Genomic DNA, 23,950 nt, shown 5'->3' with positions numbered 1-23,950 from the left:
TTACTGTTATACCATACTTTTTTATATTCTTCTATGTAAATTTCGAATATTTAAAAAAGACTAGCATTCGCTAGTCTAAATGTTTCTTATATTCTCTTTGAGCGAAGAAGAAATAAATGATACATGCTGCGATATAAAACAGAATGAACAAACCTACTTTTCTTAATGATCCATCCATAAAAAGCGTATTATGAAACGTATATAACGCAACTGCACTATGCATACTCCCTACTATAATTGGCGCAAAAAATAGCATACATAATTGCCAACGAGAAATTTTCCATACTTCTTCCTTCGTCATTCCAAGTTTAGAGAGTGCACCATACTGCTTTCGGTCCGATGCAATATTATGGAACCATTTAAAATACACGATACTACATGAAGTAAGAAAGAATAATATACTAATAAATGAGCCTACAAATAGAGTAATATCACCGCCTTCTTTCATATTTACATACAACTCCATATTGCTTCGAAATGCATTATTATTATCTTGTTTCATATGTTTCCGTAAATCTTCATTTAATTTCTTCGTCTTTTCGATATTTGGTAATGTGTAGCCTCTATATATCATTGTTTCAGAATCAGGAACCTGATTTGCTATACTATCAAAATCTTCATCATTCATAACAAAGAACAGACCATTAATGTACGAAGGGTGATGGTTAAATTGAACCCCTTCTTTCTGACCGTTAAATACGAATTGATATGGTTGATTCATTACTTGCAATTGAATCTCTTTTTGATTATATACATTCGAATTATTGTATTTATTATAATAAACGAGTGTCACTGTACCTTTTTTAGGACGATACGTTTTCTGTTTTTGTTTCCTTGCTTCTTGGTTATATTCACTTTCTTTTATAAGCGGTACTATTGTTGTTTCTCCTTTACTAGACTGAAAGGATGCATACACTCCAACAAAACTCATATATTGAAAATCGTCATACCCATATTGATGCAGTAATTTTTCAACCGCACCTTCCTCAAAGACTTCATGAGTAGAAATACCTTTTTCTATGTACGAAAACGAGTGTACCCCTCCAGTTCGCCACATATCTTGCATGCTAGAAAAATATAAGAACACCGTACCTGTTGCTGTAACTACAAACGTCGTTGCCATAGACATCAGAAAGAAAAAGCGACCATTTTCCTTCATTCGATGTGACAATTGATTCACTATAAATAAATACGGATATGTATACATAATCTTTTTATTTCGCTTTATTATTTCTAACATTTGGGTAGCTCCATGTGTAAAAGAAAAGTACGTTCCAAAAAAGACAAGTATAGACACAGGGAAAAAGTATATCGCTATCGTAGCCATCGTCACTTGTAGCGCCAATGCATACCCGCCCACTAAACAAGCAAAACCGAATAAACAGAGCCACTTTGATGTTTTCTTCTCTTTTTTATCTGTTCGAAATTCTTTCAATAACCGAATGATTTTTATATTCCATATACGTAAAGCACTTATAAAAGATAACAAAATAAAAACGACCATATATGTAATAAATGTTACACCAATCGCCCTTACGTCAAATATGACAGGGAGTTCTTTCGGAAGCCCCAGTAACATACTAAATACCATAAAAAAGAGTTTTAAAAATATCATACCAAGCCCAATACCGAAAATATTCGCGAAGACCCCGATTAAAATTTGCTCGGTCATAATCACTCCTATTACGTTAGACTTCGTTGCTCCCATTAACATATATAACCCTAATTCTTTCTTACGTGCTTCTATGAAAATAGAAGTAGAGTACAAAATAAATATGACGAAAAAAGAAATGATTATAACATTACATATAATAAGTCCCCAGCGTACGTTTTGATACCACATCGTCTCTTGCATATATGGATGCACAATGACAGACATATATGCGTAAGAAGCAAATATTGCAAAACAACTACTTAAGAAAAACACTTTATAATTACGCCAATTTCCTTTTATATTTTGCAGCGCTAGTTGCCGAATGTTCATCTATCGTCCTCCTGTAACTTACTACATAGGCAAAAAGCTAGAGGTTCCCCTAGCTTTTTACGTGTTTTAAATATCCTCTTTGCGCGATCATAAAGTAAATGGCAGAAGCTAAAATGTATGCTCCAATTACAAGCGCACCTGATTTCCACAAATTAATATAAAGCATTTTTCCTAACGTATGAAGAGCAAATCCACTATGAATGGAACCGATTAAAATTGGGATAAAGAAGATAACTCCCATTTGTCGAATCGCAATTTTGCGAATTTCTTTATCTGTCATACCAATTCTCTTTAACGATTTAAATTGAATACGATCTTGTTCTTTATCGTTAAACCATTTAAAGTATGTCATACTACAAGCGAAGAAGAAGAACAGTACCGCTACGAAGAAACCGATGAACATTGTAATTGCTCCACCTTCTCTTATATCCTTATACGCAAACACTGAATTTCTCAATTCCCCTTGCTTTTCTGGTACAATTTCATTTTTCAAATCTAATACAAGGTTTTCTGTACTTTTCCAATCCTCAATATAATAACCGTAATATTTTGTCTTTTCTTCATCTGGTACGAGTGTTGCATATTTCTCAAAATCTTGATCATTTACAATGAGATATTCACTATCATTAAAAACAGAATACTGCGTTGGATTATTTAATTGAACAGACTGCTTTTGTCCATTAATTGTAAATTCATACGGTTTCGTACGATCTATCTTCATCAGTTCATTTGACATATCAACCATAACCAGCGTTGCACTACCTGGTGCATTATGAACTTCTGTAGGTTGCTCTCTCTTTTGTTTGCGCACTTCTGCATTATATTCTTTTTCTGAAATAATCGTCATCGGTACTTCATGTTCACTATTAAACAACGTTATTTTCTGTGTTGCTGGTAGTTTAACGTATGTTACTTTTCGCGCATCTTCAAACCCGTGTCTCTTCACAAGCTCCTGTACCTTTTCTTCATTAATAAGGTTATGCGTATTTAACCCCTTTTCCTCATATGAAATAGCATGTGGTGTAAGTTCTACCGTTTTCGCACTCATATTTTCAAAATATACGTACAGTGTACCCACCGCTGAAGATACTACCGCCGTAATGATAGAAATTACAAATAGAAAACGAGCATTATCTTTCATTTTATAAATAAGGTTGCTAAGGACGAACATATTTGGGTACGTATAAAAAGATTGCTTTCTTTTTTGTAATGCTTTTAATACAACTGTACTACCTTGTGTAAATAGTAAATACGTTCCGCCAATTGTCAGTCCTACCACCGGTAAAAAGAGGAGGAGGAAATTCAGAAACGTTACTTGGAAGCTAAGTACATATGCAACAATAATACATCCTATACCAACTACACATAACCATGTAAATGCAAACGGCTCTACTTTTTGCTTTCTTGCCTCTCTTAATAAATCAATAATTTGCAAGCGTCCTACTGTCCAAACACTAAACAATGATAGGATTAAAAATAGAATAAAGTATACACCAGCTGTAATAAGAACTGCTTTACTATTCCAAACAAGTGGAAGCGTCTTATCTATTTTTAATAATACGCTTAACGCTTGAAAAAATAATTTTGAACAAAGCATTCCAACCCCAATGCCAACTACAATTGCAATACTACCTAACATCAGTTGCTCTAATATAATCATTCGGCCGAGCTGCGATTTCGTTCCGCCTATTAATGTTAGTAGACCAAACTCTTTTTTTCTTGCTCGTAAAAACGTTGAATTTGCATATAAAATAAAGAGTGCCGAGAAGATGACCACAATATAATTCATCGATTCTAATCCTTTTGTGATCATCTTTCTCATACTAATATTACCGCTTACGACATCTGGATGATAAATAAAAGAAGCATACATGAAAAATACGACAATCGATAAACAACTACTTATAAGAAACGCTTTATAGTTACGCCAATTTCCTTTTACGTTATTAAGCGCGAGCTGGCGAAAGTTCATGATATTCTCCTCCTAGCATCGCAAGTACGTCCAGAATTTCTTGGAAAAAGGCTTGTTTCGTTCTTCCTTTATGTATTTCCGAGAAAATTTCTCCATCGCGTATGAAAAGGATACGTTCACAATAACTAGCCGCTACTGGATCGTGCGTAACCATTGCAATCGTTACTTTCTTTTGCTCGTGTAAATCTTGCAGAGCGCCCATTAGCGATTTTGCTGACTTCGAGTCTAAGTTTCCAGTTGGCTCATCTGCTAAAATTAACGTCGGTTCATGAATGATTGCTCTCGCTGCTGCTGCACGTTGTTGTTGTCCCCCAGATACTTCGTATACTTTTTTATTTAAAATTTCTTCGATGTTTAAAAACTTCGCAATTTCCAGTACTTTCGCATCAATTTCATTTACAGATTTCTTCGCCATTACAAGTGGTAAAATAATGTTTTCTTTAATGGATAACGTATCAAGTAAATTAAAATCTTGGAAGATGAACCCTAAATGTGTACGGCGAAACTCCGCTAATTTTGCAGCACGCATTTGATTAATTTCTTCACCATTTACAAGCACATGACCTGAAGTTTGCTTATCAATTGTTGCTAATAAATTTAAAAGCGTCGTTTTCCCACTTCCTGAAGGACCCATAATCCCTACAAATTCGCCTTCTTCTATTTTAAAATTTATATCGTTTAAAGCAGTCGTCGCTACTGAACCTTTTGATTGGTACACCTTCGTTAATCCTTTTACTTCAAGAACACTCATTTCTAATCCCCCTACGTGTTTTCTTCTTACATTTACTATAAGAAAAATAAGAAAAAGAAACGAGTGATTTCCCTTACAAAACGTTTTGTTATCTTACAGTTTTGTCATTTTTCTCATCAATGTATGATATTCTTCATCTTTTGCAAATTGGAACGTGAATGTTGTCCCTTCTCCTTCAGCCGATTGGACATACATTCCATGATGTAAATTATCGCAAATTTCCTTCGTAATATATAAGCCCATCCCAGTCGCTTCTCTCGTTTTACGTCCATTTATTCCCGTGAAAAATGGATCAAATATGCGCTTTACGTCTTGCTCTGGAATACCAATTCCATTGTCCTTAATATGTAATAACACCTTTTGATTTTTCTCTTCAATTTGAAATTGAATTTCTTTTTTCTCTGCCGCTGAAATTTTTGTATACTTGATTGCGTTTACAACAATTTGACCTATAGCAATACTCAGCCATTTTCTATCAGATGCAACCATACAAGTATCTTCTTCAAACATCACTTTCGGAAATACAGACGATTGAATAAAGGATTTCCGATTTTCATTAATAATACCTCGCACGACATCTATAACATTTACTACTTCTATCTTATAATCTTTCGCAAACTGCTCTAGTCTTGCCATATGTAACGCTAAATCTAAACCATTTAGTATACGGTTATTTTCTTCACGAATACTTTCAACTGTTGCTCTTGCCTCACGATGCTCTTTGCCAAACTTTTGCAGCAATAATTCAATAACAGATACTGGTGTTTTCATTTGGTGAATCCATTGGTTCATAAATATCATTTGCTGTTGCTCTTTCGCATGCTGTTTATGAACTTCATTCATATATTGCTGTCTTAATAACGTAAAAGATTCAACGACCATTTCTTGCTCTGATGTATAAGATTCATCAATAAGTAAAGAGTCATGTAATGTATTTCCACCAGTAACATACTTTTCGATCCTCTTTAAAAACACACTCCGTTTTCGGTAATCGTAAATGAGGTATACAGTAAACACAACTGTTCCTAATAAAAGTCCATATAACCACGTACTCCAATCAATGGATTTCTTTTCTAAAAGACTTTGCAGCTGTAAAACGAGCCCAAATAAACAAAGGCTAACAATATAAGAAAGAATTAAAGAAAAGCGGTCCATAAGGTAATTTTTAACCTTCATGCCCTTCGCCCCACTCCGTAAAAAGCGCATAACCATATCCACGTTTCGTTACAATTGCATTTTTAATGCCTAACTCCTCTAGTTTCTTCCTTACACGTTTTACATTTACGGTTAATGTATTATCATCCACAAATGCTACTTCATCCCATAGAGCTTCTAACAGTTCTTCGCGCGTTACATATTGATTCACCTGTTTCATTAAACACTCTAATAAGTAAAACTCATTTTTTGTCAGTTCAGTTTGTTGTCCTTGCCACTCAACAATATGCTGAGACGGGAATAACAACAGTCCATTTACACCTAAACAATCACTCTCAGCGGCAGAAGCATACTCTCCGTAACCACGGCGAAGTGCACTCTTCACCTTTGCCATTACGATATCTAAATGGAATGGCTTCGTAATATAATCATCGCCGCCATTTTCAATCGCCATTACTTGATCCATTTCTCCTGTTCTTGCAGAAACAAAAATAATTGGTGCATTCGATACAGTACGAATTTGACGACACCAATAAAAACCGTCAAAGTACGGTAAATTAATATCAAGTAACACGAGATGAGGATTCACTTTTACAAACTCATCTTTTATTTGACGTAAATCACTTGCTCTAAATGATTGATAGCCATATCTTTCTAAATGCTCTTCTAATATTCCCGCGATTTTCTCATCATCTTCTACAATTAATATTTTATACATGTTCATTTTCTCCCCATAAAAAAATTCTTCTAAAACCACTCCCCTTTTTATTATAAATTGAAAATTTAATTAGTGGGGATTTTTTCCTATATAAATCCGATTTTTACGATATAAAAAAAGACTGCCGTATTTCGGCAGTCTTAATCGATAAATTCAAATTCATATTCAAGAATTTTTACAATATCTCCGTCTTTCGCACCACGTGCACGAAGCGCTTCATCAATACCCATTCCGCGCATTTGACGAGCGAAACGACGTATAGATTCATCACGTGAGAAGTCTGTCATTTTGAATGTCTTCTCAATATCGTAACCAGAGATAACAAACGTGCCATCACTTTCACGTGTAATTTCAAATTTAACACCTTCAGTATCAAATTTGTACATTACACTTGTATCAGACTCATCCGCAACTTCATGTATTGGGAATTCTGGTGTTGTTTCTATTAAGTTCGCTACTTCAAACAGTAAGTCACGAACACCTTGTCTTGTTACAGCTGAGATTGGGAAGATTTTTACTTCGTCTCCCACTTTCTCTTTAAATGCTTGTAAGTTTTCTTCTGCATCTGGCATATCCATTTTGTTTGCAACAACAACTTGTGGACGCTCAGTTAAGCGAAGATTGTATTCTTTTAATTCATTATTAATCGTTACGTAATCTTCATATGGATCACGGCCTTCTAAACCAGACATATCAATAACATGCACGATTACACGTGTACGCTCAATATGACGTAAGAATTGGTGTCCAAGTCCGACGCCAGCATGTGCGCCTTCAATTAGTCCTGGAAGGTCAGCCATAACGAAGCTGCGGTTATCACCAGTTTCAACAACACCAAGATTTGGAACGATTGTTGTGAAGTGATACTCTGCAATTTTCGGACGCGCTGATGATACAACAGATAATAATGTAGATTTACCTACACTTGGGAATCCAACAAGTCCAACGTCTGCTAGTACTTTAAGTTCTAGAATAACATCACGCTCTTGACCTGGTTCCCCGTTCTCAGCGATTTCTGGCGCTGGGTTCGTAGCTGTTGCAAAACGTGAGTTACCACGGCCACCGCGGCCACCTTTTGCAATTACAGCAGTTTGTCCATGTGTTACTAAATCGGCAAGAATTTGACCAGTTTTTTCATCTTTTACTACTGTTCCTGGTGGAACCTTTACAAGTAAATCTTCAGATTTACGTCCGTGCTGACCTTTACTCATTCCGTGCTGACCGCGATCAGCTTTGAAATGACGTTGGTAGCGGAAGTCCATTAATGTACGTAAGCCTTCCTCAACTACGAAAACAACATCTGCACCTTTACCGCCGTCGCCACCTGCTGGGCCACCTTTTGGTACATACTTCTCACGACGATACGCAACCATACCGTTACCACCGTCGCCGCCTTTTACATATATCTTGACCTGATCTACAAACATTATTTCACCACACTTTTTTCAATTGGTTGTAATATAACTGAGACTTCTTCGTCTCGCACTGTATAAGAAATGGAATACCATTTATTGTTTTGGGTCGCAAGCCAATTCTGTAGTTCTTCTACACTCGTTAGCTTACCACGAAAATCAAAAAAGAAACGAGCATTATCCGCGTCACATTCAATTGTGATACAAACATAATTTTCAACATATACGTCTAAACTATGCTGAAGCATCGAGAAAAATTGATTCGTCCATGTACATACAGTCTCATCTAAGTGAGATAAGTTATGTAATTTCCCTAATACTTCGTACTCCAATAAGCACGGCTGCTGTTTCCAATTATATGTTAAAATCCACTCTGAAAATAAAGGCATTGATAGCCCCATCAGATTGGATTCTTGTCTCGCTTCTTGGACAAAACGATCGATGAGACTATGAATTTCTTCCACTTTTCCAAGGGAAAGGTTTCCTTTCACCATCTGCATACGATTGAGCCAATCATGTCTTGAGTGGCGCAATGCATCTATAATTGTCCATTTTTCATTCATTTAGATACCCCTTAATATAGAAAAACTCTAACCTGCACTCAGGTTAGAGTTTTCCGTGAGTTCTTATGCTTCTTGAGCAACAGGATATACGCTCACTTGTTTGCGGTCACGACCAAGACGCTCAAAGCGTACTACGCCGTCAACTTTCGCGTATAAAGTGTCATCGCCACCACGACCAACGTTAACACCTGGATAAATTTTTGTACCGCGTTGACGGTAAAGAATTGAACCACCTGTAACCGTTTGACCATCTGCGCGTTTAGCACCAAGACGTTTTGACTGAGAGTCACGACCGTTCTTTGTACTACCTACACCTTTCTTAGATGCGAAAAACTGAAGATCTAATCTTAACATACGTTACACCTCCTGCACTTTTTCTATTAAACGGATATACTTTCCGTAATCAAGTTCGATCGTCTTAAGCGAAACAACTAATCCTTCTAAAAGTGTTTGTGCTTTTTCTGCTGTATGAACGTCTAAATCATTAGGCAATTCATACGTTAAGAATCCGCCATCACTTCCGAGTTCAATAGTTGCTTGCACATTACAAAGTTCTTCCACTGCATTTATAGAACCAAACACAACCGCTGTAGTTCCAGCACAGACAAGGTCTTGTCCATGTGGCGCATAATCGGCATGTCCAGTCATTTTAAATGATTGGATACTTCCTAATTTCGTGCGACTTATCGTAATTTTAATCATGTTAACCAGAATTAAGCGTTGATAGCTTCAACAACTAGCTTAGTGTAAGGTTGACGATGACCTTGTTTCTTACGATTGTTCTTTTTCGCTTTGTATTTGAAAACGATAATTTTCTTAGCGCGACCTTGTTTTTCAACTTTCGCAGTAACTGTTGCACCTTCTACAACTGGGCTACCAACTTTAACGTTTTCGCCACCAACGAAAAGAACTTTGTCAAAAGTAACAGTTTCACCAGCTTCAACATCTAATTTTTCAATGTAGATTGCTTGACCAGCTTCAACTTTAATTTGTTTTCCACCTGTTTCGATAATTGCGTACATACTTGCACCTCCTCTTAATTACTAAGACTCGCCAAAAACGAGGTAGACATAAATGCCTTTAGGGAACCTGTCTTGTGCGGTTGTAGCATATAGCCGTTTAGGTGCTATAAACTATAACATAAAGATGTTATCATGAATCATAGACGGTTGTCAATAAATGTTCTGCTAACTATTTTTTCCGCTCTACAATTTCTTTTTTACTTCCAAAACGAACGATAGCATACTTTTCGATATTATCATCTTTGAAATAAATTTCAAATGGAATATTTTTTTGTAATTCTTTTTGCAAAAACTGTTTTTGCAGTTCTTTAGGCGCAGCGATTAATACCGCTTCATCTTCTATATTGCCATATGTGATTAGTTCTCTCTCTAACTCATACGCAATTGTTTCATGCGACATCACATAACCCGTCGCTTTGCAAGGTACACACTCTTTTAATAATACGTCCCGTAAAGAATGCTTTTTACGTTTACGTGTCATTTCCAAAATCCCTAGCTCCGTAAAGCCGAGCACCCTTGTATATGTGCGGTCATCTTGCATAGCAGCTATAAGACATTCTCTTACCTTTTCTTTATCTTCTCTTTTTTTCATATTAATAAAATCAATTAATATCATACCACCAATATCACGAAGTCTTAATTGGCGTGCAATTTCTTCAGCTGCCATCTCATTTGTGCGAAGTACTGTATCTTGTAAATTTTGTTTTCCCGTAAACTTGCCCGTATTCACATCAATTACAGTCATCGTCTCCATTTGTTCTACAATTAAATAAGCACCATTTGGAAGCCACACAATTTTTTGAAGTGCTTTCTCAATTTCACGCTCTATTCCAAAATGGTTAAACATCGAAGACTTTTCATTATAAAAAGATACTTTTTCTTTTCCAACTTTGTCTTCTAATTCTTTTACTATACTTCTTGTATCTACAACTACTTTTTCAATGGTTTCAATTGGATTCTCTTGAAATACACGATCTAAAAAGGTCGCCGGTCGATGAAGTAATAACGGCGCCTTTCCTTGGCCCTCTTTTCTTTTTAACTCTTCATACAACTGTTGTAACTCTTGCATTTCAGCTTGTATTTCTTCAATTGCTCCTTTTTCAGAAGCAGAACGGAAAATGTATCCCCCCATTCCCTCTATTTCAATTTGGAGTAACTGTTGTCTTCTTTTATTATTTTTTATTTTTCGAGAAACAGCGCGCATCTCATCAAACGGCATATAAACGACATATTTCCCGGTAAATTCTATATTCGCTGTCAATTTAGGCCCTTTCGTATCAATTGCCTCTTTTACAACTTGTACGAGTATCGCTTGCCCTTCATGTATACGATAAGAAGATGGTACATCATCGTATGAAAGGTAAGCATGTTTTTCTAAACCGATGTTTACAAAAGCTGCATTCATTCCAGCAATTGTTCTTACGACACGTCCAACATAAATATGCCCAACAATCTCTTGCTCTTCATTACGTTTCCATAAAAACTCAACAATTTTTTTCTTCTCTTCAATTGCAACCCGCTTTTCCGAACCAGCGTAATTCACATATAACGTTTTCAAAATTATTTCCTCACTTTATAATCTTCTTTGCTTTTACAATAATAAAAGGTTAGTGCTATCGTCAACACTAACCGATTAATTCTTCAACTGATGAAGTTGTTCGTTTTTCAGTAAAATATGCATAGAGCAATTCATTTTCATCCAATGTGTAATGCTCTTTATATTTTCCACGGACGATAATAGAATGCTTATATCCTCTACGAAATTTTGTGAAGATCGTATATAAACGATCTTCCGTTTGCACTTCAATAGGTGCAATCTTTTCGATTCCTCTTTTGTTTCCATAATAACGTTCTAATAAAAAACGCATAAATGCATACCGTCTTTGTTTCCACTCTTGATATAATGACACTGCTAAAAATATGAGTAGTACCCACATCATAATATTGTTACTATTCCAGAGTAACTGCCATCCTAATATTACACCCAAAAAAACACATGACAATTGCATCATCTTTTCATGTGCTTGTAAATAAGGGAAACGATATGATAATACATTAAACAATACTTTCCCGCCATCTAACGGCCAAATAGGGAGTAAATTAAATGCTAAAATAATTATATTATTCCACATAAAGAAATAATATAAATCTGTATTCAGCCAACCGGCTTCGAACAACATGTAACCTACCAGCATCATCCAAACATGTTGAATCGGTCCTGCAATTACGACAACAAGTTCCTCTTTCAATGACTTATTACCATGTTCCTCAAGCTCGGCAACGCCACCAAACGGCAAAAGCTGAATTCTTTTTATACGCCAATTATAGTGTGCTGCTGCAAAAGCATGCCCAAGTTCATGAATAAGAACAATACAAAATAACAGTAGTAACTCTTTAAAACGCGCAGTAAAAATACCAATGACAATAATAACCCAAAATAATGGATGCACGGAAATTTTCGTTAAAACGTCCCTATATTTAATCAAATGATATCACCTGGATCGGATCAATAAATTTTTCATTCTTTTTTATCGCGAAATAAAACTTTCCATTTTTATCATTTGTATCATTACTCACCGTTCCAATTTTTTGTTTCTTTGAAACGTAATCATATAATTTCACTGACATATCGTTTAAGTTTGCATACCATGACTCCGTACCATCTGCATGTTGAATTTGAACCGTATTTCCAAGTTCCTCTTTCTTGCCTGCAAAAACAACTAACCCTTCATTTACTGACTCCACTTTTGCATTTGTAGCTGTTTGGACAAATACACCTTGGCCATTTTTTTGAAACCCTTGCATTACCTTTCCAGAAGCAGGAATTGCATAATCTTTTTGCTGAATACTTCCTTCTTTTTTCTCGTTCGGCGAATAGAATACGAGCGGTTTTCCAAATTGCTTTTCGTACCATTTCGCTACAGTAGCAAACTGAAATTCCTCTTTCATCACTTTTTCTGTAACAGCTTTAGCTCCATTGAATGAAGAAGGAGCATTCTTATATAAAATAGCAACCGAAAGAACTAATATTGCTGATAATAAAACTTTGAAGAAAAAGACTTCCTTTCGAAATAAAGGATGCATTTCCTTTTCTCCATCTTCAATAAATACCGCTTCACTATCAAAATTCCCTCCGTTAAAATACTGCTCTTCCTCCATCCTTTCTTGCTCGGCCTTCCTTTTTGCAATCCGCTTTTTAATTTCTTCTACGCGTCTATTCTTCATACTGTCTCCTTTCTTTCGTTAAGCTAATTTCATTAGAAACAGTTGTATACAGTTTGTACATATGTATGAGCTAAGAAAGAAAGATATTCGTGTGAAGAAAAAAGAAAGCACCTCGCATATGTGCGAAGTGCTCTTAACGGATTCCAAAGAAGTTTTTCACCTTTGCAAATACCGATACCTTTTCTTGTTCAAATGCTTGTAATGGTACATTCTCACCTAACAAGCGTCTTGCAATATTACGATAAGCCAACGCTGCTTTTCCGCTTGGTTGCAACGCCACAGGTTCACCTGTATTTGTAGCTCGAATAACTTCATCGTCATCTTCGACAACACCAAGAAGCTCGATTGACAATGTACGTACAATTTCATCAACATCTAACATATCCTGTTCATGAAGCATATGACTACGTACACGGTTAATAACAAGTTTCGGTGGTTCAATATCCTCTTTTTCTAAAAGCCCAATAATACGATCCGCATCGCGCATTGAGGATACTTCTGGAGTCGTAACAACGATTGCTTTATCCGCACCAGCTACCGCATTTTTAAATCCCTGCTCAATCCCCGCAGGACAATCGATTAATATGTAATCATAATCTTGACGTAATACTTGTATTAATTCATCCATTTGTTCAGGTGTTACCGCTGATTTATCACTCGTTTGTGCTGCAGGTAATAAATAAAGATCATCAAAACGTTTGTCTTTAATAAGAGCCTGAGGTAAACGGCAACGCCCTTCAACGACATCAACAAGATCAAATACAATACGATTTTCCAGCCCCATTACTACGTCTAAATTTCGAAGACCGATATCTGTGTCAATTAAGCACACTTTCTTTCCAGATAACGCTAGGGCCGTACCAATGTTCGCAGATGTAGTAGTTTTACCTACTCCGCCTTTTCCAGATGTAATTACTATTGCCTCTCCCACAGCTATACAATTCCCCTTTCTAACTTTGTTAAATTAGGTCTAAGATGAGTGAGAAGTTGCAGGCGATCGACAACAATGTGATTGTTCTCATTAATATACGCACATTCTGCCGCCTCCGCTCCGTCTTCTTTCTCTTCCGGAGCCCGCATTGCCACATCACTAATTCGAAGTTGCATCGGGTTCATAACAGATGCAGCGATTACAGCATCCGAATCCCCATAATACCCAGCATGTGCAATTCCTCTTAATGATCCTACGACAAAAATATTCCCCCCAGCGATAACCGTTCCGCCTGGATTAACATCTCCAATTAACAACAAATTTCCTTTTACATGTAAAACTTGTCCAGAGCGAACAATTTTGGAAATAGGGACAATTTCTGTTTCTTCTTTCCAAGCTATTGCTTCTGCTTTAGTGATAACATCACTTTCAATTGAATCCACAACAAGATTCTTTTTATTACGAATTAACGTACGAATCTCTTCTTGTTGGACTTCTGTTAAATAACGATTTCCTACTTTCACATGCACTTCAATTAGAGAGCGTCCATCACCATCGTAGTAATGTGTAGAAAGTTTTTCGTCTAATTCCACCAATAATTCTGAGAATGAACAACAATCATCTAAATGAAGCGTTATCCCATCTTTTGTCCCTTTTATCGTTACATTTTGTTGCTTTTTTTCTTCCACTAAAGTTCACCCCACCGATTCAATTCGACATAAAATTAGAAAATCCTTTTTTCTTTTTCTTCCATCGCTTTTGAAAGACGCACTATATATCGTCTCAGTGGGAAACAAACTATCAATAAGAAAATAGCATTTAACAATAAAGTAGAAAGGAGACGATCTGTGAAAAAGACATACGCTGGCATATGAGTACGTCCTAATAAAGTTAAGAATCCATACACATAATACTCTAGTGCTACAACACTAGCTAATATGATAGAAACAACAATAAATAAATTCAATTGTAGTACTTTCATCACACTATATACTAAATAAGCTAAAATCGGATAAGCAAAAATATATATCCCGACAAGTTCTGTGTATACGGTATCAAATAAGAAGCCAAATAATAGTCCGTAATAAATCCCTTGGACCGGACTATAATACACTGTAATAAAACATAATACGATTATAAAGAAATGCGGTGCTGCTATGCTGTCTTTCCAAAACACATCCGTTGGAACAACAGTAGCAAACATATTTTCAAATAGAAACACAAAAAGGAGCAAAAGAGGAAGAGCTGCTCTTTTTAATATCTTCATCATCTCTTCTTCTCCTCCTATTCTAATGGCGCTGAAGGTGTTGCACGTTTAGCAACCGTAATATGCTCTACGTCATTTAAATCAGCGGCAGGTTTTACATAAGCTGTTTTTGTTAAGCCATATGCATCCGGCTGAACTTCAACGATTTTTCCAATTACAAGACCTTTCGGGAAAATATCACCCAGTCCAGATGTTACAACTAGTTGATCTTTCTCTACCGGTGCATCAGAGCCAATCTTTGTGAAAAGAAGTAATTGCTTTTCTTTGTCATAACCTTCAATCAATCCAAAGATTTTCTCTTGCCCTTGTACAATGGCAGAAACGCGATTTGTTCGGCTCATAGAACTTAGTAATTCTACTGATGATGTAAACTGAGATACACTTTTCACTCTTCCAACTAACCCTTGTGAAGTTACTACAGCCATATCTTTTTTAATTCCTTGCTGTGCCCCTTTATCAATTCCAATTAAATCGTACCATTTATCTGGATTACGAGAAACAACAGTAGCTGGAATTTCAGTATACCCGCTATTTAACTCTTTTTTACCAGTTAGCTCTTGTAGCTTCTTGTTATCATCTTCTAATTGTTTTACTTTCCCTGATAGACCTGCATAATTATCTAATTTTGCTTTTAATTCTTTATTCTCTTCATACGTGCGCTTTACATCCTCTACATTTTCGAAGAATCCAGCTACGTATTTCGCTGGCTTTTGGAATACACGTTCTACAACACCGACAGTATCTTTAACAAACTGCTCTGGCCATGTTAAACTGTTCCGTTCTTTCAATGAGATTCCAATCAATGCCACGAGAAGAATAATACTAACCAACAAAACAATTAATCTTTTGTTTAAGAAAAACTGTGGCACGTTCACACCCTCTTAATTTCACTGATTTTTATTTTGCAATATTATCGAGCAGCAGTTTTGAAAAGATCGATATTGTCTAATGCTTTACCTGTTCCAATTGCTACGCAATCTAATGGATCTTCTGCAACAAGAACTGGCATTTTCGTTTCTTCACTAATTACTTTATCTAAATTACGTAGTAATGCCCCGCCACCTGTTAATACGATACCGCGGTCCATAATATCAGCCGCTAATTCAGGTGGAGTTTTTTCTAACGTATTTTTAACTGATTCTACAATCGCATCTACTGTATCTTTTAATGCATCTGCAATTTCTTCTGGCTGAATTAGTACTGTTTTTGGTAAACCACTTACTAAATCACGACCGCGAATTTCCATAGGCTCGATACCTTCGGGCTCGCCTGCAGAACCAATTTCTAATTTTAATGCTTCAGCTGTTCTTTCACCGATCATTAAGTTATAGCTTTTCTTAATGTACTGAATGATTGAATCGTCCATATCATCACCAGCAACACGGACTGACTGGCTTGTTACAATACCACCTAGAGAAATAATTGCAACTTCTGTTGTACCACCACCGATATCAACAACCATACTACCAGTTGGTTCCCAAACAGGTAAGTTTGCACCAATTGCTGCTGCAAATGGCTCTTCGATAGGATAAGCATCACGAGCACCCGCTTGACGAGTCGCATCGATTACTGCACGTCTTTCTACAGCTGTAATACCAGATGGTACACATACCATTACATACGGCTTACGTGAGAAGAAACCGTTTGATTTTTGAGCTTGTTGAATGTAATATTTCATCATTGTTGCAGTTGTTTCGTAATCAGCAATTACACCGTCTTTCATCGGGCGAAGTGCCACAACGTTCCCTGGTGTACGACCAATCATTTGTTTTGCGTCGCTACCTACAGCAACGATTTGTTTCGTATCAGTTTGTAACGCCACTACTGAAGGTTCACGTAAAACTACACCTTTTCCTTTTACATATACAAGCGTGTTCGCAGTTCCTAAGTCTATTCCAAGATCGCGAGTAAATCCACCAAATCCAAACATATTATTTATCTTCCTTTCTTGTTTTCACGGACTCATTTTTTCTTAATTTATATTATAAAAACAGTACGTTTTTTATATCTTTATCCTTTTTGTAGATAAATTTCTACAAAAAACTCATAAATCACATTATAAAACAAAATAAGTAAAAAGCATAGTCTTAAATATGACCTTTTTCCTTTAAACTCACGAATTTATGGTCACCTATTATAATATGATCAAGCACTTCAATTCCGATAATCTGGCCGCATTCTACTAAGCGTTTGGTTACTTCAATATCTTCACGGCTCGGCGTGGGATCTCCTGAGGGATGGTTATGAAGACATATGATAGAGGCTGCTGCACGACGGAAGGCTTCTTTAAAAACTTCCCTCGGGTGTACAATTGACGTGTTTAAACTTCCAATAAAGATCGTTTGCCTATGTATAACTTGATTTTTTGTATTTAAATATAAACAAACAAAATGCTCTTGTTGTAAAAAACGCATTTCTTCCATCATGTATTTCGCACAATCTTCTGGACTTCGAATACTATATCTATTTTGATATTCTAAACGTACCATTCTTCTGCCTAGTTCAAAGGCTGCCATAAGTTGCGATGCCTTTGAAATCCCAATACCATGTATACTAATTAGCTCTTCTAATGTTGCATCTTTCAACATACGTAAGCCATCAAATTGGTGTAAAATTTTATCTGACAACTTTAAAACTGTTTCTTCTTTAGAACCTGTTCTGAGTAACACTGCGAGAAGCTCTCGATTGGATAAACTTCCAGCACCTTCTAACAATAAACGCTCCCGTGGCTGTTCTTCTCTTACAACATCACGAATACCGTTCATCTCTCCACCCCTTTATTTGTTCTCTCAAAGAAAACCCCATGCAATTTTACGCATGGGTTACATCAATATCAAATTGTTTTAATTCCCGAACGAGGCGTGCGATCGGTAAGCCAACTACACTATAGTAGTCCCCTTGAATATTTTGAACGAAAATAGATCCTTTACCTTGAATCCCATAACTACCGGCTTTATCAAGAGGTTCTTTCGACGCGACGTATGTATCAATTTCCTCTTCTGTTAACTCCCAAAATGTAACTTCTGTACGCTCATAAAAAGTAACCGTTTTTTCTTTTGCTATAATCGCAACACCTGTATACACTTCATGTGTTTTCCCTGATAGTAATTGTAACATCTCTTTCGCCTCATCCTCATTAGAAGGCTTACCAAGAATACGCGACTCATATGTAACAATTGTATCTGCACCTAACACAATGTGATCACTATTATTTTCTGCCACCGCTGATGCTTTTTGCAAGGCAAGCGACATTACAATATCAGAAGGCGATGAATATGCACCAATTGTTTCCTCTACTTCACTTACAACGATTTCAAATGGCACACTAGCTAACTCAAGTAATTCCTTCCTCCGAGGTGATCCTGAAGCTAAAATTATTTTTCTCATATTTTCTCCTTCCTTTCTCACATGAAGCAGAACAATTTATATTAATCGTATCAAAGGAATAGTTTGCCCACAAATGAAAGAAATATTAATTTCTCTAACTAAAATAAAACTTCTTTATTGCATACGATTATATTCCCGTCATAGAGAAAGCACTTTGCTCTAAATTCAAAAGAAAAGAAAGAAGTACATGTACTTCTTTCTTACTCATTTTATTATCCTATCATTTCACTTTCTACGAAACAATTTTTTCATACGAGAGTAAACCATCAATAATAACTTGATTTAATTTCGCCAAAGATTCCTTATCCACCTTCCCATCTTTTACTGTTTGTACAGCTACCGACGTATACATATACAGTTTCTTTGCTTCTTCTCGTTTCATACTTTCCCCTTCTTTTTCAACCTTTTTCCATTCTTTTTCAATTGCTTCTATATCTTTTTGGCTGCTTTTTCCACCAACTTGTACGCTAGAAGCATATTTTGCTAAATGAGTGTATAATGGCTGCACTTTTGTTAAAAATGTCCCTACTTCTTTATCATCTTTCAGCAATGCTTTATCTGTTATATCCCAGCTCTTTTTTAAAACGGAGACACCATCATTTTTATACTTAGTCATTAATTGATTTATAGACTGTTCATCGCTAGCAATACCAACAACTATTGCATACTTATCACCGCTCGGTCTCAAAGCACCAATGCCCCCATTGCCTTTCCATTCTTCAAGAGCTGCCTGTCCCTTTTCTTCAGAAGAATAAAGCCCCCCTTGAACAAAAAATAATTTCATCGGATCCAATGACGTTCCTGCCTGTGCTTTTTGTTTTTCTTCTTTCGGTGCTGGGGTTTGTTCTGCCGTTCCACCCACCTTTGATTCTCCATTTCCAGTCGGCCTTGAAGCTGTCACTTCACTTCCTCCTGTCGTTCCTTGTCCAGTAAGTAAATGAAGCATCCCCATTCCAAAAGCTGTACCGATAATGATTGCAGTTGCAACGATTACAATTAATGTATTACTCCACTTCTTTCGGTATTTTTCCACAGACATTGATTTCGCTTTTTGAAACGGAACAACATTTTTCGGTCGTTCACTTTCTACTACCATCCATTCAAATTCATCTTTCTTTTTTTCCTCATACTTCGCTTCTGTTCCATTCACTTTCACTGAGATCGTTCGTGATTGCTTGTCCATACACTCACACCTCACCTCTTATCGTTGTCCGCATCATATCATATTCATTTCATAAAAAAACGAGATATTTGTCAGAGGAATTCGCCAAATAACCCTATATATTTATCTTATATGTATGCATTTGACTTCATTTGTAGAACAAAAAAACTAGATAGCAAAGACTATCTAGTTTTTCTCGCGAATATATTTTCGTACTTCAGAAATGAAATAAAGAGAACCTGTTATGATAAAAACATCATTTTCTGCTATCTTTTCAACTTTTGTATCAATTGCCTCTTTCCAATTTTCAAAAACTAATTTTGATTCTTTCTGTGAATATGATGCAAGCTTGTCAGCAGAAATAGCACGATCAAAGGCGAATGTTGTAAAAATAATTTCATCTGCAATGGTTTCTAATTGGCCTACCATGTTATGTAATTGTTTATCACCAAGGGCAGTAAATAACACTATTACATTTTTATCTTTGTAATGCGCTTCTACTGTTTTCACAAGGCTTTCGATACCTTCTGGATTATGAGCACCATCTATAATAATATCCGGGTTACTTTGTAGCTTTTCAAAGCGCCCAATCCAATATGCTTCCAGTAATCCCGTTCTTATTTCCTCTTCCTCAATTAAAAATGATAAATATGTTTTTACATACATTACTGCCATAAGTGCTAACGCTGCATTTCCTACTTGATGAATGCCTTTCATTGAGATTTGCAAATCTTCAAATGCGGAAAAAGGACAAGTAAAATCAAACTGTTCCCCATCTTCATTAGACTGTTTATGTAACGCTGTAAAATGCTTGCTAAGTTCGTATAAGTTTGCATGATTTTCCTTTGCAACATTTTGAATGACTTGCAAAGCTTCTTCATCTTGTACACCAGTAATTACCGGCACGCCAGACTTAATAATCCCTGCCTTTTCATATGCAATTTCCCCTAGTGTATTTCCTAAAATATGCATATGATCGTGACCGATATTCGTAATAATCGTGAGAACAGGGTGTATGACATTGGTAGAGTCAAAACGTCCACCAAGCCCTGTTTCAAATAAAACAACATCACAGAAATTGACTTTACCGAAATAGCAAATCGCCATAACAGTAATAATTTCAAACTCTGTCGCTTCCCCTAAATCCGTTTCATCTAGTTTTTCCACGACTGGTTTTACCATCTTTACAAGTTCAGTAATCTCTTCGTCTGCAATTGGTGTTCCATTCACACTAATGCGTTCATTAAATGATTCGATGTAAGGAGAGGTAAACGTTCCTACCTTATATTTCGCGCCTTCTAACATGTAACGCATATATGTTAACGTTGAACCTTTTCCATTTGTACCAGCAAGATGAACACATTTTATATGACGCTCTGGATTTCCAAGTTCTTCTAACATCCATCTCATTCTTTCTAATCCTGGCTTAATTCCAAATTTCAATCGGCTATGGATCCACCCTATCGCTTCTTCGTATGTATGTATCACGTATGTTTTTCCCCTTTCAAAAGACAACTTTCATAGTTCTATTATACGCAAAGAAAAGAGACTCACCAATATAGTGAGTCTCTAAAAACATTTTTACTTTTCAAGATCTGCTAGACGTTGACGAACTGCTTCGCGTTTTTCTAGGTAATCTTGCTCTTTCGCACGCTCTCCTTCAATAACCGCTGCAGGAGCTTTCGCTACGAAACCTTGGTTAGAAAGTTTCTTCTGTACACGTTCTACTTCTTTATCGAACTTCTCAAGTTCTTTCTCAAGACGAGCTCTCTCTTCATCAAGATTGATAAGATCAGCTAACGGTAAGAATAACTCTGCACCTGATACGATTGCAGTCATTGCTTTTTCTGGCGCTTGTAAGTCCGTTTGAATTGTTAATTCGCTTGGGTTACAGAAACGCTCAATGTAAGAGCTGTTTTTCGTAAGTTGAGCAAGTACAGCCTCATCTTTTGCTTTAATTTGCATTTGAACTTTTTTGCTCATTGGCGTATTTACTTCTGCACGGATGTTACGAACAGAGCGAATGATATCAACTAGAAGGTGCATTTCTGCCGCAGCTTCCGTATCTTGTAAATCTTCGCGAACTGTTGGCCACGCAGCTACTGTAATAGACTCGCCTTCATGCGGTAAATGTTGCCAAATTTTCTCTGTTACGAATGGCATGAATGGGTGTAATAGACGCATTGTTTGATCTAATACGTAAGCTAAAATAGAACGAGTTGTTTTCTTAGCTGCTTCATCTTCACCGTATAGTGGAAGTTTCGCCATTTCAATATACCAATCACAGAAATCGTCCCAAATGAAGTTGTATAATGAACGACCAGCTTCACCGAACTCATATTTATCCATGTTACGTGTTACGCTTTCGATTGTTTCGTTTAAGCGCGTTAAGATCCACTTATCTGCTACTGATTTTTCACCAGTTAAATCGATTTCTTCATACTTCATATCATCCATGTTCATTAATACGAAACGTGATGCGTTCCAAATTTTATTAATGAAGTTCCAAGTAGATTCTACTTTTTCCATGCTGAAACGTAAATCTTGACCTGGTGCACTTCCTGTTGATAAGAAGAAACGCATTGCATCTGCACCGTACTTCTCGATAACATCCATTGGGTCAATACCGTTACCAAGAGATTTACTCATCTTACGACCTTGCTCGTCACGAACTAAACCGTGAATTAATACATCTTTAAATGGACGCTCTCCTGTAAACTCTAAACCTTGGAAAATCATACGAGATACCCAGAAGAAGATGATATCATAACCCGTTACTAGTGCATCTGTTGAATAGTAACGTTTGAAATCTGCTGAATCTTCATTTGGCCAACCAAGTGTTGAGAATGGCCATAACGCTGAACTGAACCATGTATCAAGTACGTCGTTATCTTGATTCCAGTTTTCAATATCTGCTGGTGCTTCTGTACCTACGTATACTTCACCAGTTTCTTTATGGTACCAAGCTGGAATACGGTGTCCCCACCATAATTGACGAGAAATACACCAGTCATGAATATTTTCCATCCAACGTAAATATGTGTTTTCAAAACGCTCTGGTACGAACGTTACTTTTTCTTCTTCTTTTTGTTGAAGCGCTACTGCTTTTTCAGCAAGTGGAGCCATTTTTACGAACCACTGTGTTGATAAATAAGGCTCAACAACTGCACCGCTACGCTCACTATGACCTACTGAATGCATATGTGGCTCGACTTCTACTAATACGCCAGCTTCTTGTAAGTCTTTTACTAATTCTTTACGGCATTCGAAACGATCCATACCGTTATACTTACCAGCTTTTTCGTTCATTGTTCCATCTTCGTTCATTACTAATATGCGTGGTAAGTCATGACGGTTACCTACTTCAAAGTCATTCGGGTCATGAGCTGGTGTAATTTTTACAACGCCCGTTCCGAAATCTTTTTCTACGTACTCATCAGCAATAATCGGAATCTCACGGCCTACGATTGGAAGTGTAACTGTTTTTCCGATTAAATGTTTGTAACGATCGTCTTCTGGATGAACTGCTACTGCTGTATCACCAAGCATCGTTTCTGGACGAGTTGTCGCAAGACGAATGTGACCAGAACCATCTGTTAACGGATAGTTCATATGATAGAATGCACCTTGAACTTCTTTATGAATTACTTCAATATCAGAAAGAGCTGTACGTGTTGCTGGATCCCAGTTGATGATATATTCACCACGGTAAATTAAGCCTTTTTCGTATAATTGAACGAATACTTTATTAACCGCATCTGATAAACCTTTGTCTAATGTGAAGCGTTCACGAGAATAGTCTAGTCCTAAACCAACTTTCCCCCATTGTTGACGAATGTGAGAAGCGTACTCTTCTTTCCACTCCCAAGCTTTTTCAAGGAATTTTTCACGGCCAAGATCGTAACGTGAAATACCTTCTTCACGAAGTTTTCCTTCTACTTTCGCTTGTGTTGCGATACCAGCATGGTCCATTCCTGGAAGCCATAGTACATCGTATCCTTGCATACGCTTCGTACGAGTTAAAATATCTTGAAGAGTTGTATCCCAAGCATGACCTAGGTGTAACTTACCAGTTACGTTCGGAGGTGGAATTACAATTGTATACGGTTGTTTCTTCTCGTCTCCTGTTGCTTCAAAATATTTGCCTTCAAGCCACCATTGATAAAGGCCTTCTTCAACGGACATATGATCATATTTAGTTGGTAAATTCTTTTCCGTGTTTGACATTATTTTCCCTCCTTAAAATAAAAAATGTCCCTCATCCAAAAAGGACGAGGGACATCGCGGTACCACCTTTATTTACAAACAAATTCATAATTTGCTTATACTCTTAATTTGATAACGGACAAATCCGTCTTTTCCTAATAAGAACTATTCCGTTCAGAAAAGATGCTCCAGGGC

Annotated in this window: 23 protein-coding genes and 2 other annotated features (1 of these 25 only partly in view); all 23 genes read right to left on the bottom strand. The window is 36.6% G+C overall.

Annotated features, from left to right (window positions below; genetic code table 11):
• Nucleotides 1-70: 70 nt before the first annotated feature.
• Nucleotides 71-1,984 (bottom strand): ABC transporter permease, encoded by a 1,914-nt coding sequence (locus ACK1U5_RS17395; RefSeq protein ID WP_001026365.1) that lies wholly within the window; start codon nucleotides 1,982-1,984, stop codon nucleotides 71-73.
• A gap of 49 nt (nucleotides 1,985-2,033) precedes the next feature.
• Entirely contained in the window at nucleotides 2,034-3,956 is a 1,923-nt protein-coding gene (locus ACK1U5_RS17390; protein WP_069605006.1) for an ABC transporter permease, read from the bottom strand.
• Nucleotides 3,931-4,707 (bottom strand): ABC transporter ATP-binding protein, encoded by a 777-nt coding sequence (locus ACK1U5_RS17385; RefSeq protein ID WP_000114529.1) that lies wholly within the window; start codon nucleotides 4,705-4,707, stop codon nucleotides 3,931-3,933. The genes ACK1U5_RS17390 and ACK1U5_RS17385 overlap by 26 nt, the downstream gene beginning before the upstream one ends.
• Before the next feature lie 93 nt (nucleotides 4,708-4,800).
• Nucleotides 4,801-5,883, bottom strand: coding sequence for a HAMP domain-containing histidine kinase (locus ACK1U5_RS17380; protein WP_000865399.1), 1,083 nt, complete (start codon nucleotides 5,881-5,883; stop codon nucleotides 4,801-4,803).
• Nucleotides 5,873-6,580, bottom strand: coding sequence for a response regulator transcription factor (locus ACK1U5_RS17375; protein ID WP_001986640.1), 708 nt, complete (start codon nucleotides 6,578-6,580; stop codon nucleotides 5,873-5,875). Before ACK1U5_RS17375 ends, ACK1U5_RS17380 begins: the two co-directional genes overlap by 11 nt.
• Before the next feature lie 140 nt (nucleotides 6,581-6,720).
• Nucleotides 6,721-8,007: a GTPase ObgE gene (gene obgE / locus ACK1U5_RS17370; RefSeq protein WP_000497127.1), complete on the bottom strand. Its 1,287-nt coding sequence runs from the start codon at nucleotides 8,005-8,007 to the stop codon at nucleotides 6,721-6,723.
• The gene (locus ACK1U5_RS17365; RefSeq protein WP_001003584.1) at nucleotides 8,007-8,555 is read right to left on the bottom strand and encodes a sporulation initiation phosphotransferase B; all 549 of its coding nucleotides are present in this window, start codon (nucleotides 8,553-8,555) and stop codon (nucleotides 8,007-8,009) included. The genes obgE and ACK1U5_RS17365 overlap by 1 nt, the downstream gene beginning before the upstream one ends.
• A gap of 63 nt (nucleotides 8,556-8,618) precedes the next feature.
• On the bottom strand, nucleotides 8,619-8,909 hold the full coding sequence (gene rpmA, locus ACK1U5_RS17360; protein ID WP_000944958.1) for a 50S ribosomal protein L27: 291 nt from the start codon (nucleotides 8,907-8,909) through the stop codon (nucleotides 8,619-8,621).
• A gap of 3 nt (nucleotides 8,910-8,912) precedes the next feature.
• Nucleotides 8,913-9,257, bottom strand: coding sequence for a ribosomal-processing cysteine protease Prp (locus tag ACK1U5_RS17355; RefSeq protein ID WP_002001054.1), 345 nt, complete (start codon nucleotides 9,255-9,257; stop codon nucleotides 8,913-8,915).
• An 11-nt stretch (nucleotides 9,258-9,268) separates the two neighbouring features.
• Nucleotides 9,269-9,577 carry a 50S ribosomal protein L21 gene (gene rplU, locus ACK1U5_RS17350; protein WP_000270907.1) on the bottom strand — a complete coding sequence of 103 codons (309 nt, stop codon included), beginning with the start codon at nucleotides 9,575-9,577 and terminating at the stop codon, nucleotides 9,269-9,271.
• 14 nt (nucleotides 9,578-9,591) lie between these two features.
• Nucleotides 9,592-9,669: a sequence feature (ribosomal protein L21 leader region), on the bottom strand.
• Nucleotides 9,670-9,746: 77 nt separating this feature from the next.
• Nucleotides 9,747-11,135, bottom strand: a complete 1,389-nt coding sequence (locus ACK1U5_RS17345) for an Rne/Rng family ribonuclease (protein WP_044584879.1) — start codon at nucleotides 11,133-11,135, stop codon at nucleotides 9,747-9,749.
• Between the two features lie 67 nt (nucleotides 11,136-11,202).
• Nucleotides 11,203-12,063 carry a stage IV sporulation intramembrane metalloprotease SpoIVFB gene (gene spoIVFB, locus ACK1U5_RS17340; RefSeq protein ID WP_113710607.1) on the bottom strand — a complete coding sequence of 287 codons (861 nt, stop codon included), beginning with the start codon at nucleotides 12,061-12,063 and terminating at the stop codon, nucleotides 11,203-11,205.
• A complete protein-coding gene (gene spoIVFA, locus ACK1U5_RS17335) occupies nucleotides 12,056-12,802 on the bottom strand; it encodes a stage IV sporulation protein SpoIVFA (RefSeq protein ID WP_000797471.1) in 747 nt (248 codons plus the stop codon). Before spoIVFA ends, spoIVFB begins: the two co-directional genes overlap by 8 nt.
• Before the next feature lie 133 nt (nucleotides 12,803-12,935).
• The gene (minD, locus tag ACK1U5_RS17330; RefSeq protein WP_000503309.1) at nucleotides 12,936-13,733 is read right to left on the bottom strand and encodes a septum site-determining protein MinD; all 798 of its coding nucleotides are present in this window, start codon (nucleotides 13,731-13,733) and stop codon (nucleotides 12,936-12,938) included.
• 2 nt (nucleotides 13,734-13,735) lie between these two features.
• Complete coding sequence (gene minC / locus ACK1U5_RS17325) at nucleotides 13,736-14,422, bottom strand: septum site-determining protein MinC (protein WP_000391525.1); 687 nt, start codon at nucleotides 14,420-14,422, stop codon at nucleotides 13,736-13,738.
• 35 nt (nucleotides 14,423-14,457) lie between these two features.
• A complete protein-coding gene (gene mreD, locus ACK1U5_RS17320) occupies nucleotides 14,458-15,003 on the bottom strand; it encodes a rod shape-determining protein MreD (protein WP_000975766.1) in 546 nt (181 codons plus the stop codon).
• A 14-nt stretch (nucleotides 15,004-15,017) separates the two neighbouring features.
• The gene (mreC, locus tag ACK1U5_RS17315) at nucleotides 15,018-15,869 is read right to left on the bottom strand and encodes a rod shape-determining protein MreC (RefSeq protein WP_001135488.1); all 852 of its coding nucleotides are present in this window, start codon (nucleotides 15,867-15,869) and stop codon (nucleotides 15,018-15,020) included.
• Between the two features lie 41 nt (nucleotides 15,870-15,910).
• A complete protein-coding gene (mreB, locus tag ACK1U5_RS17310) occupies nucleotides 15,911-16,930 on the bottom strand; it encodes a cell shape-determining protein MreB (protein WP_000466736.1) in 1,020 nt (339 codons plus the stop codon).
• Between the two features lie 157 nt (nucleotides 16,931-17,087).
• Nucleotides 17,088-17,765 (bottom strand): DNA repair protein RadC, encoded by a 678-nt coding sequence (gene radC / locus ACK1U5_RS17305; protein WP_001013391.1) that lies wholly within the window; start codon nucleotides 17,763-17,765, stop codon nucleotides 17,088-17,090.
• 46 nt (nucleotides 17,766-17,811) lie between these two features.
• The gene (locus ACK1U5_RS17300) at nucleotides 17,812-18,387 is read right to left on the bottom strand and encodes a Maf family protein (RefSeq protein WP_001226291.1); all 576 of its coding nucleotides are present in this window, start codon (nucleotides 18,385-18,387) and stop codon (nucleotides 17,812-17,814) included.
• Between the two features lie 232 nt (nucleotides 18,388-18,619).
• Nucleotides 18,620-19,570, bottom strand: coding sequence for a hypothetical protein (locus ACK1U5_RS17295; RefSeq protein ID WP_000361011.1), 951 nt, complete (start codon nucleotides 19,568-19,570; stop codon nucleotides 18,620-18,622).
• Nucleotides 19,571-19,735: 165 nt separating this feature from the next.
• A complete protein-coding gene (locus tag ACK1U5_RS17290) occupies nucleotides 19,736-21,037 on the bottom strand; it encodes a bifunctional folylpolyglutamate synthase/dihydrofolate synthase (protein WP_000582067.1) in 1,302 nt (433 codons plus the stop codon).
• A 93-nt stretch (nucleotides 21,038-21,130) separates the two neighbouring features.
• Nucleotides 21,131-23,776 carry a valine--tRNA ligase gene (locus ACK1U5_RS17285; protein WP_069605005.1) on the bottom strand — a complete coding sequence of 882 codons (2,646 nt, stop codon included), beginning with the start codon at nucleotides 23,774-23,776 and terminating at the stop codon, nucleotides 21,131-21,133.
• Nucleotides 23,777-23,813: 37 nt separating this feature from the next.
• Nucleotides 23,814-23,950 (bottom strand) — a binding site (T-box leader); it runs 95 nt beyond the window's last position.

The organism is Bacillus sp. XB1, assembly GCF_053557995.1.
The sequence above is the reverse complement of the archived record's forward strand: the minus strand, read 5'-3'. Positions and strand labels throughout refer to the sequence as shown.

What these genes read in the sequence shown, in the direction of transcription:
- ACK1U5_RS17395 (WP_001026365.1), bottom strand. Translation starts at nt 1,984, where the DNA reads ATGAACATTCGGCAACTAGCGCTGCAAAATATAAAAGGAAATTGGCGT.
- ACK1U5_RS17390 (WP_069605006.1), bottom strand. Translation starts at nt 3,956, where the DNA reads ATGAACTTTCGCCAGCTCGCGCTTAATAACGTAAAAGGAAATTGGCGT.
- ACK1U5_RS17385 (WP_000114529.1), bottom strand. Translation starts at nt 4,707, where the DNA reads ATGAGTGTTCTTGAAGTAAAAGGATTAACGAAGGTGTACCAATCAAAA.
- ACK1U5_RS17380 (WP_000865399.1), bottom strand. Translation starts at nt 5,883, where the DNA reads ATGAAGGTTAAAAATTACCTTATGGACCGCTTTTCTTTAATTCTTTCT.
- ACK1U5_RS17375 (WP_001986640.1), bottom strand. Translation starts at nt 6,580, where the DNA reads ATGTATAAAATATTAATTGTAGAAGATGATGAGAAAATCGCGGGAATA.
- obgE (WP_000497127.1), bottom strand. Translation starts at nt 8,007, where the DNA reads ATGTTTGTAGATCAGGTCAAGATATATGTAAAAGGCGGCGACGGTGGT.
- ACK1U5_RS17365 (WP_001003584.1), bottom strand. Translation starts at nt 8,555, where the DNA reads ATGAATGAAAAATGGACAATTATAGATGCATTGCGCCACTCAAGACAT.
- rpmA (WP_000944958.1), bottom strand. Translation starts at nt 8,909, where the DNA reads ATGTTAAGATTAGATCTTCAGTTTTTCGCATCTAAGAAAGGTGTAGGT.
- ACK1U5_RS17355 (WP_002001054.1), bottom strand. Translation starts at nt 9,257, where the DNA reads ATGATTAAAATTACGATAAGTCGCACGAAATTAGGAAGTATCCAATCA.
- rplU (WP_000270907.1), bottom strand. Translation starts at nt 9,577, where the DNA reads ATGTACGCAATTATCGAAACAGGTGGAAAACAAATTAAAGTTGAAGCT.
- spoIVFA (WP_000797471.1), bottom strand. Translation starts at nt 12,802, where the DNA reads ATGAAGAATAGACGCGTAGAAGAAATTAAAAAGCGGATTGCAAAAAGG.
- mreD (WP_000975766.1), bottom strand. Translation starts at nt 15,003, where the DNA reads ATGATGAAGATATTAAAAAGAGCAGCTCTTCCTCTTTTGCTCCTTTTT.
- mreB (WP_000466736.1), bottom strand. Translation starts at nt 16,930, where the DNA reads ATGTTTGGATTTGGTGGATTTACTCGCGATCTTGGAATAGACTTAGGA.
- radC (WP_001013391.1), bottom strand. Translation starts at nt 17,765, where the DNA reads ATGAACGGTATTCGTGATGTTGTAAGAGAAGAACAGCCACGGGAGCGT.
- ACK1U5_RS17300 (WP_001226291.1), bottom strand. Translation starts at nt 18,387, where the DNA reads ATGAGAAAAATAATTTTAGCTTCAGGATCACCTCGGAGGAAGGAATTA.
- ACK1U5_RS17295 (WP_000361011.1), bottom strand. Translation starts at nt 19,570, where the DNA reads ATGGACAAGCAATCACGAACGATCTCAGTGAAAGTGAATGGAACAGAA.
- ACK1U5_RS17285 (WP_069605005.1), bottom strand. Translation starts at nt 23,776, where the DNA reads ATGTCAAACACGGAAAAGAATTTACCAACTAAATATGATCATATGTCC.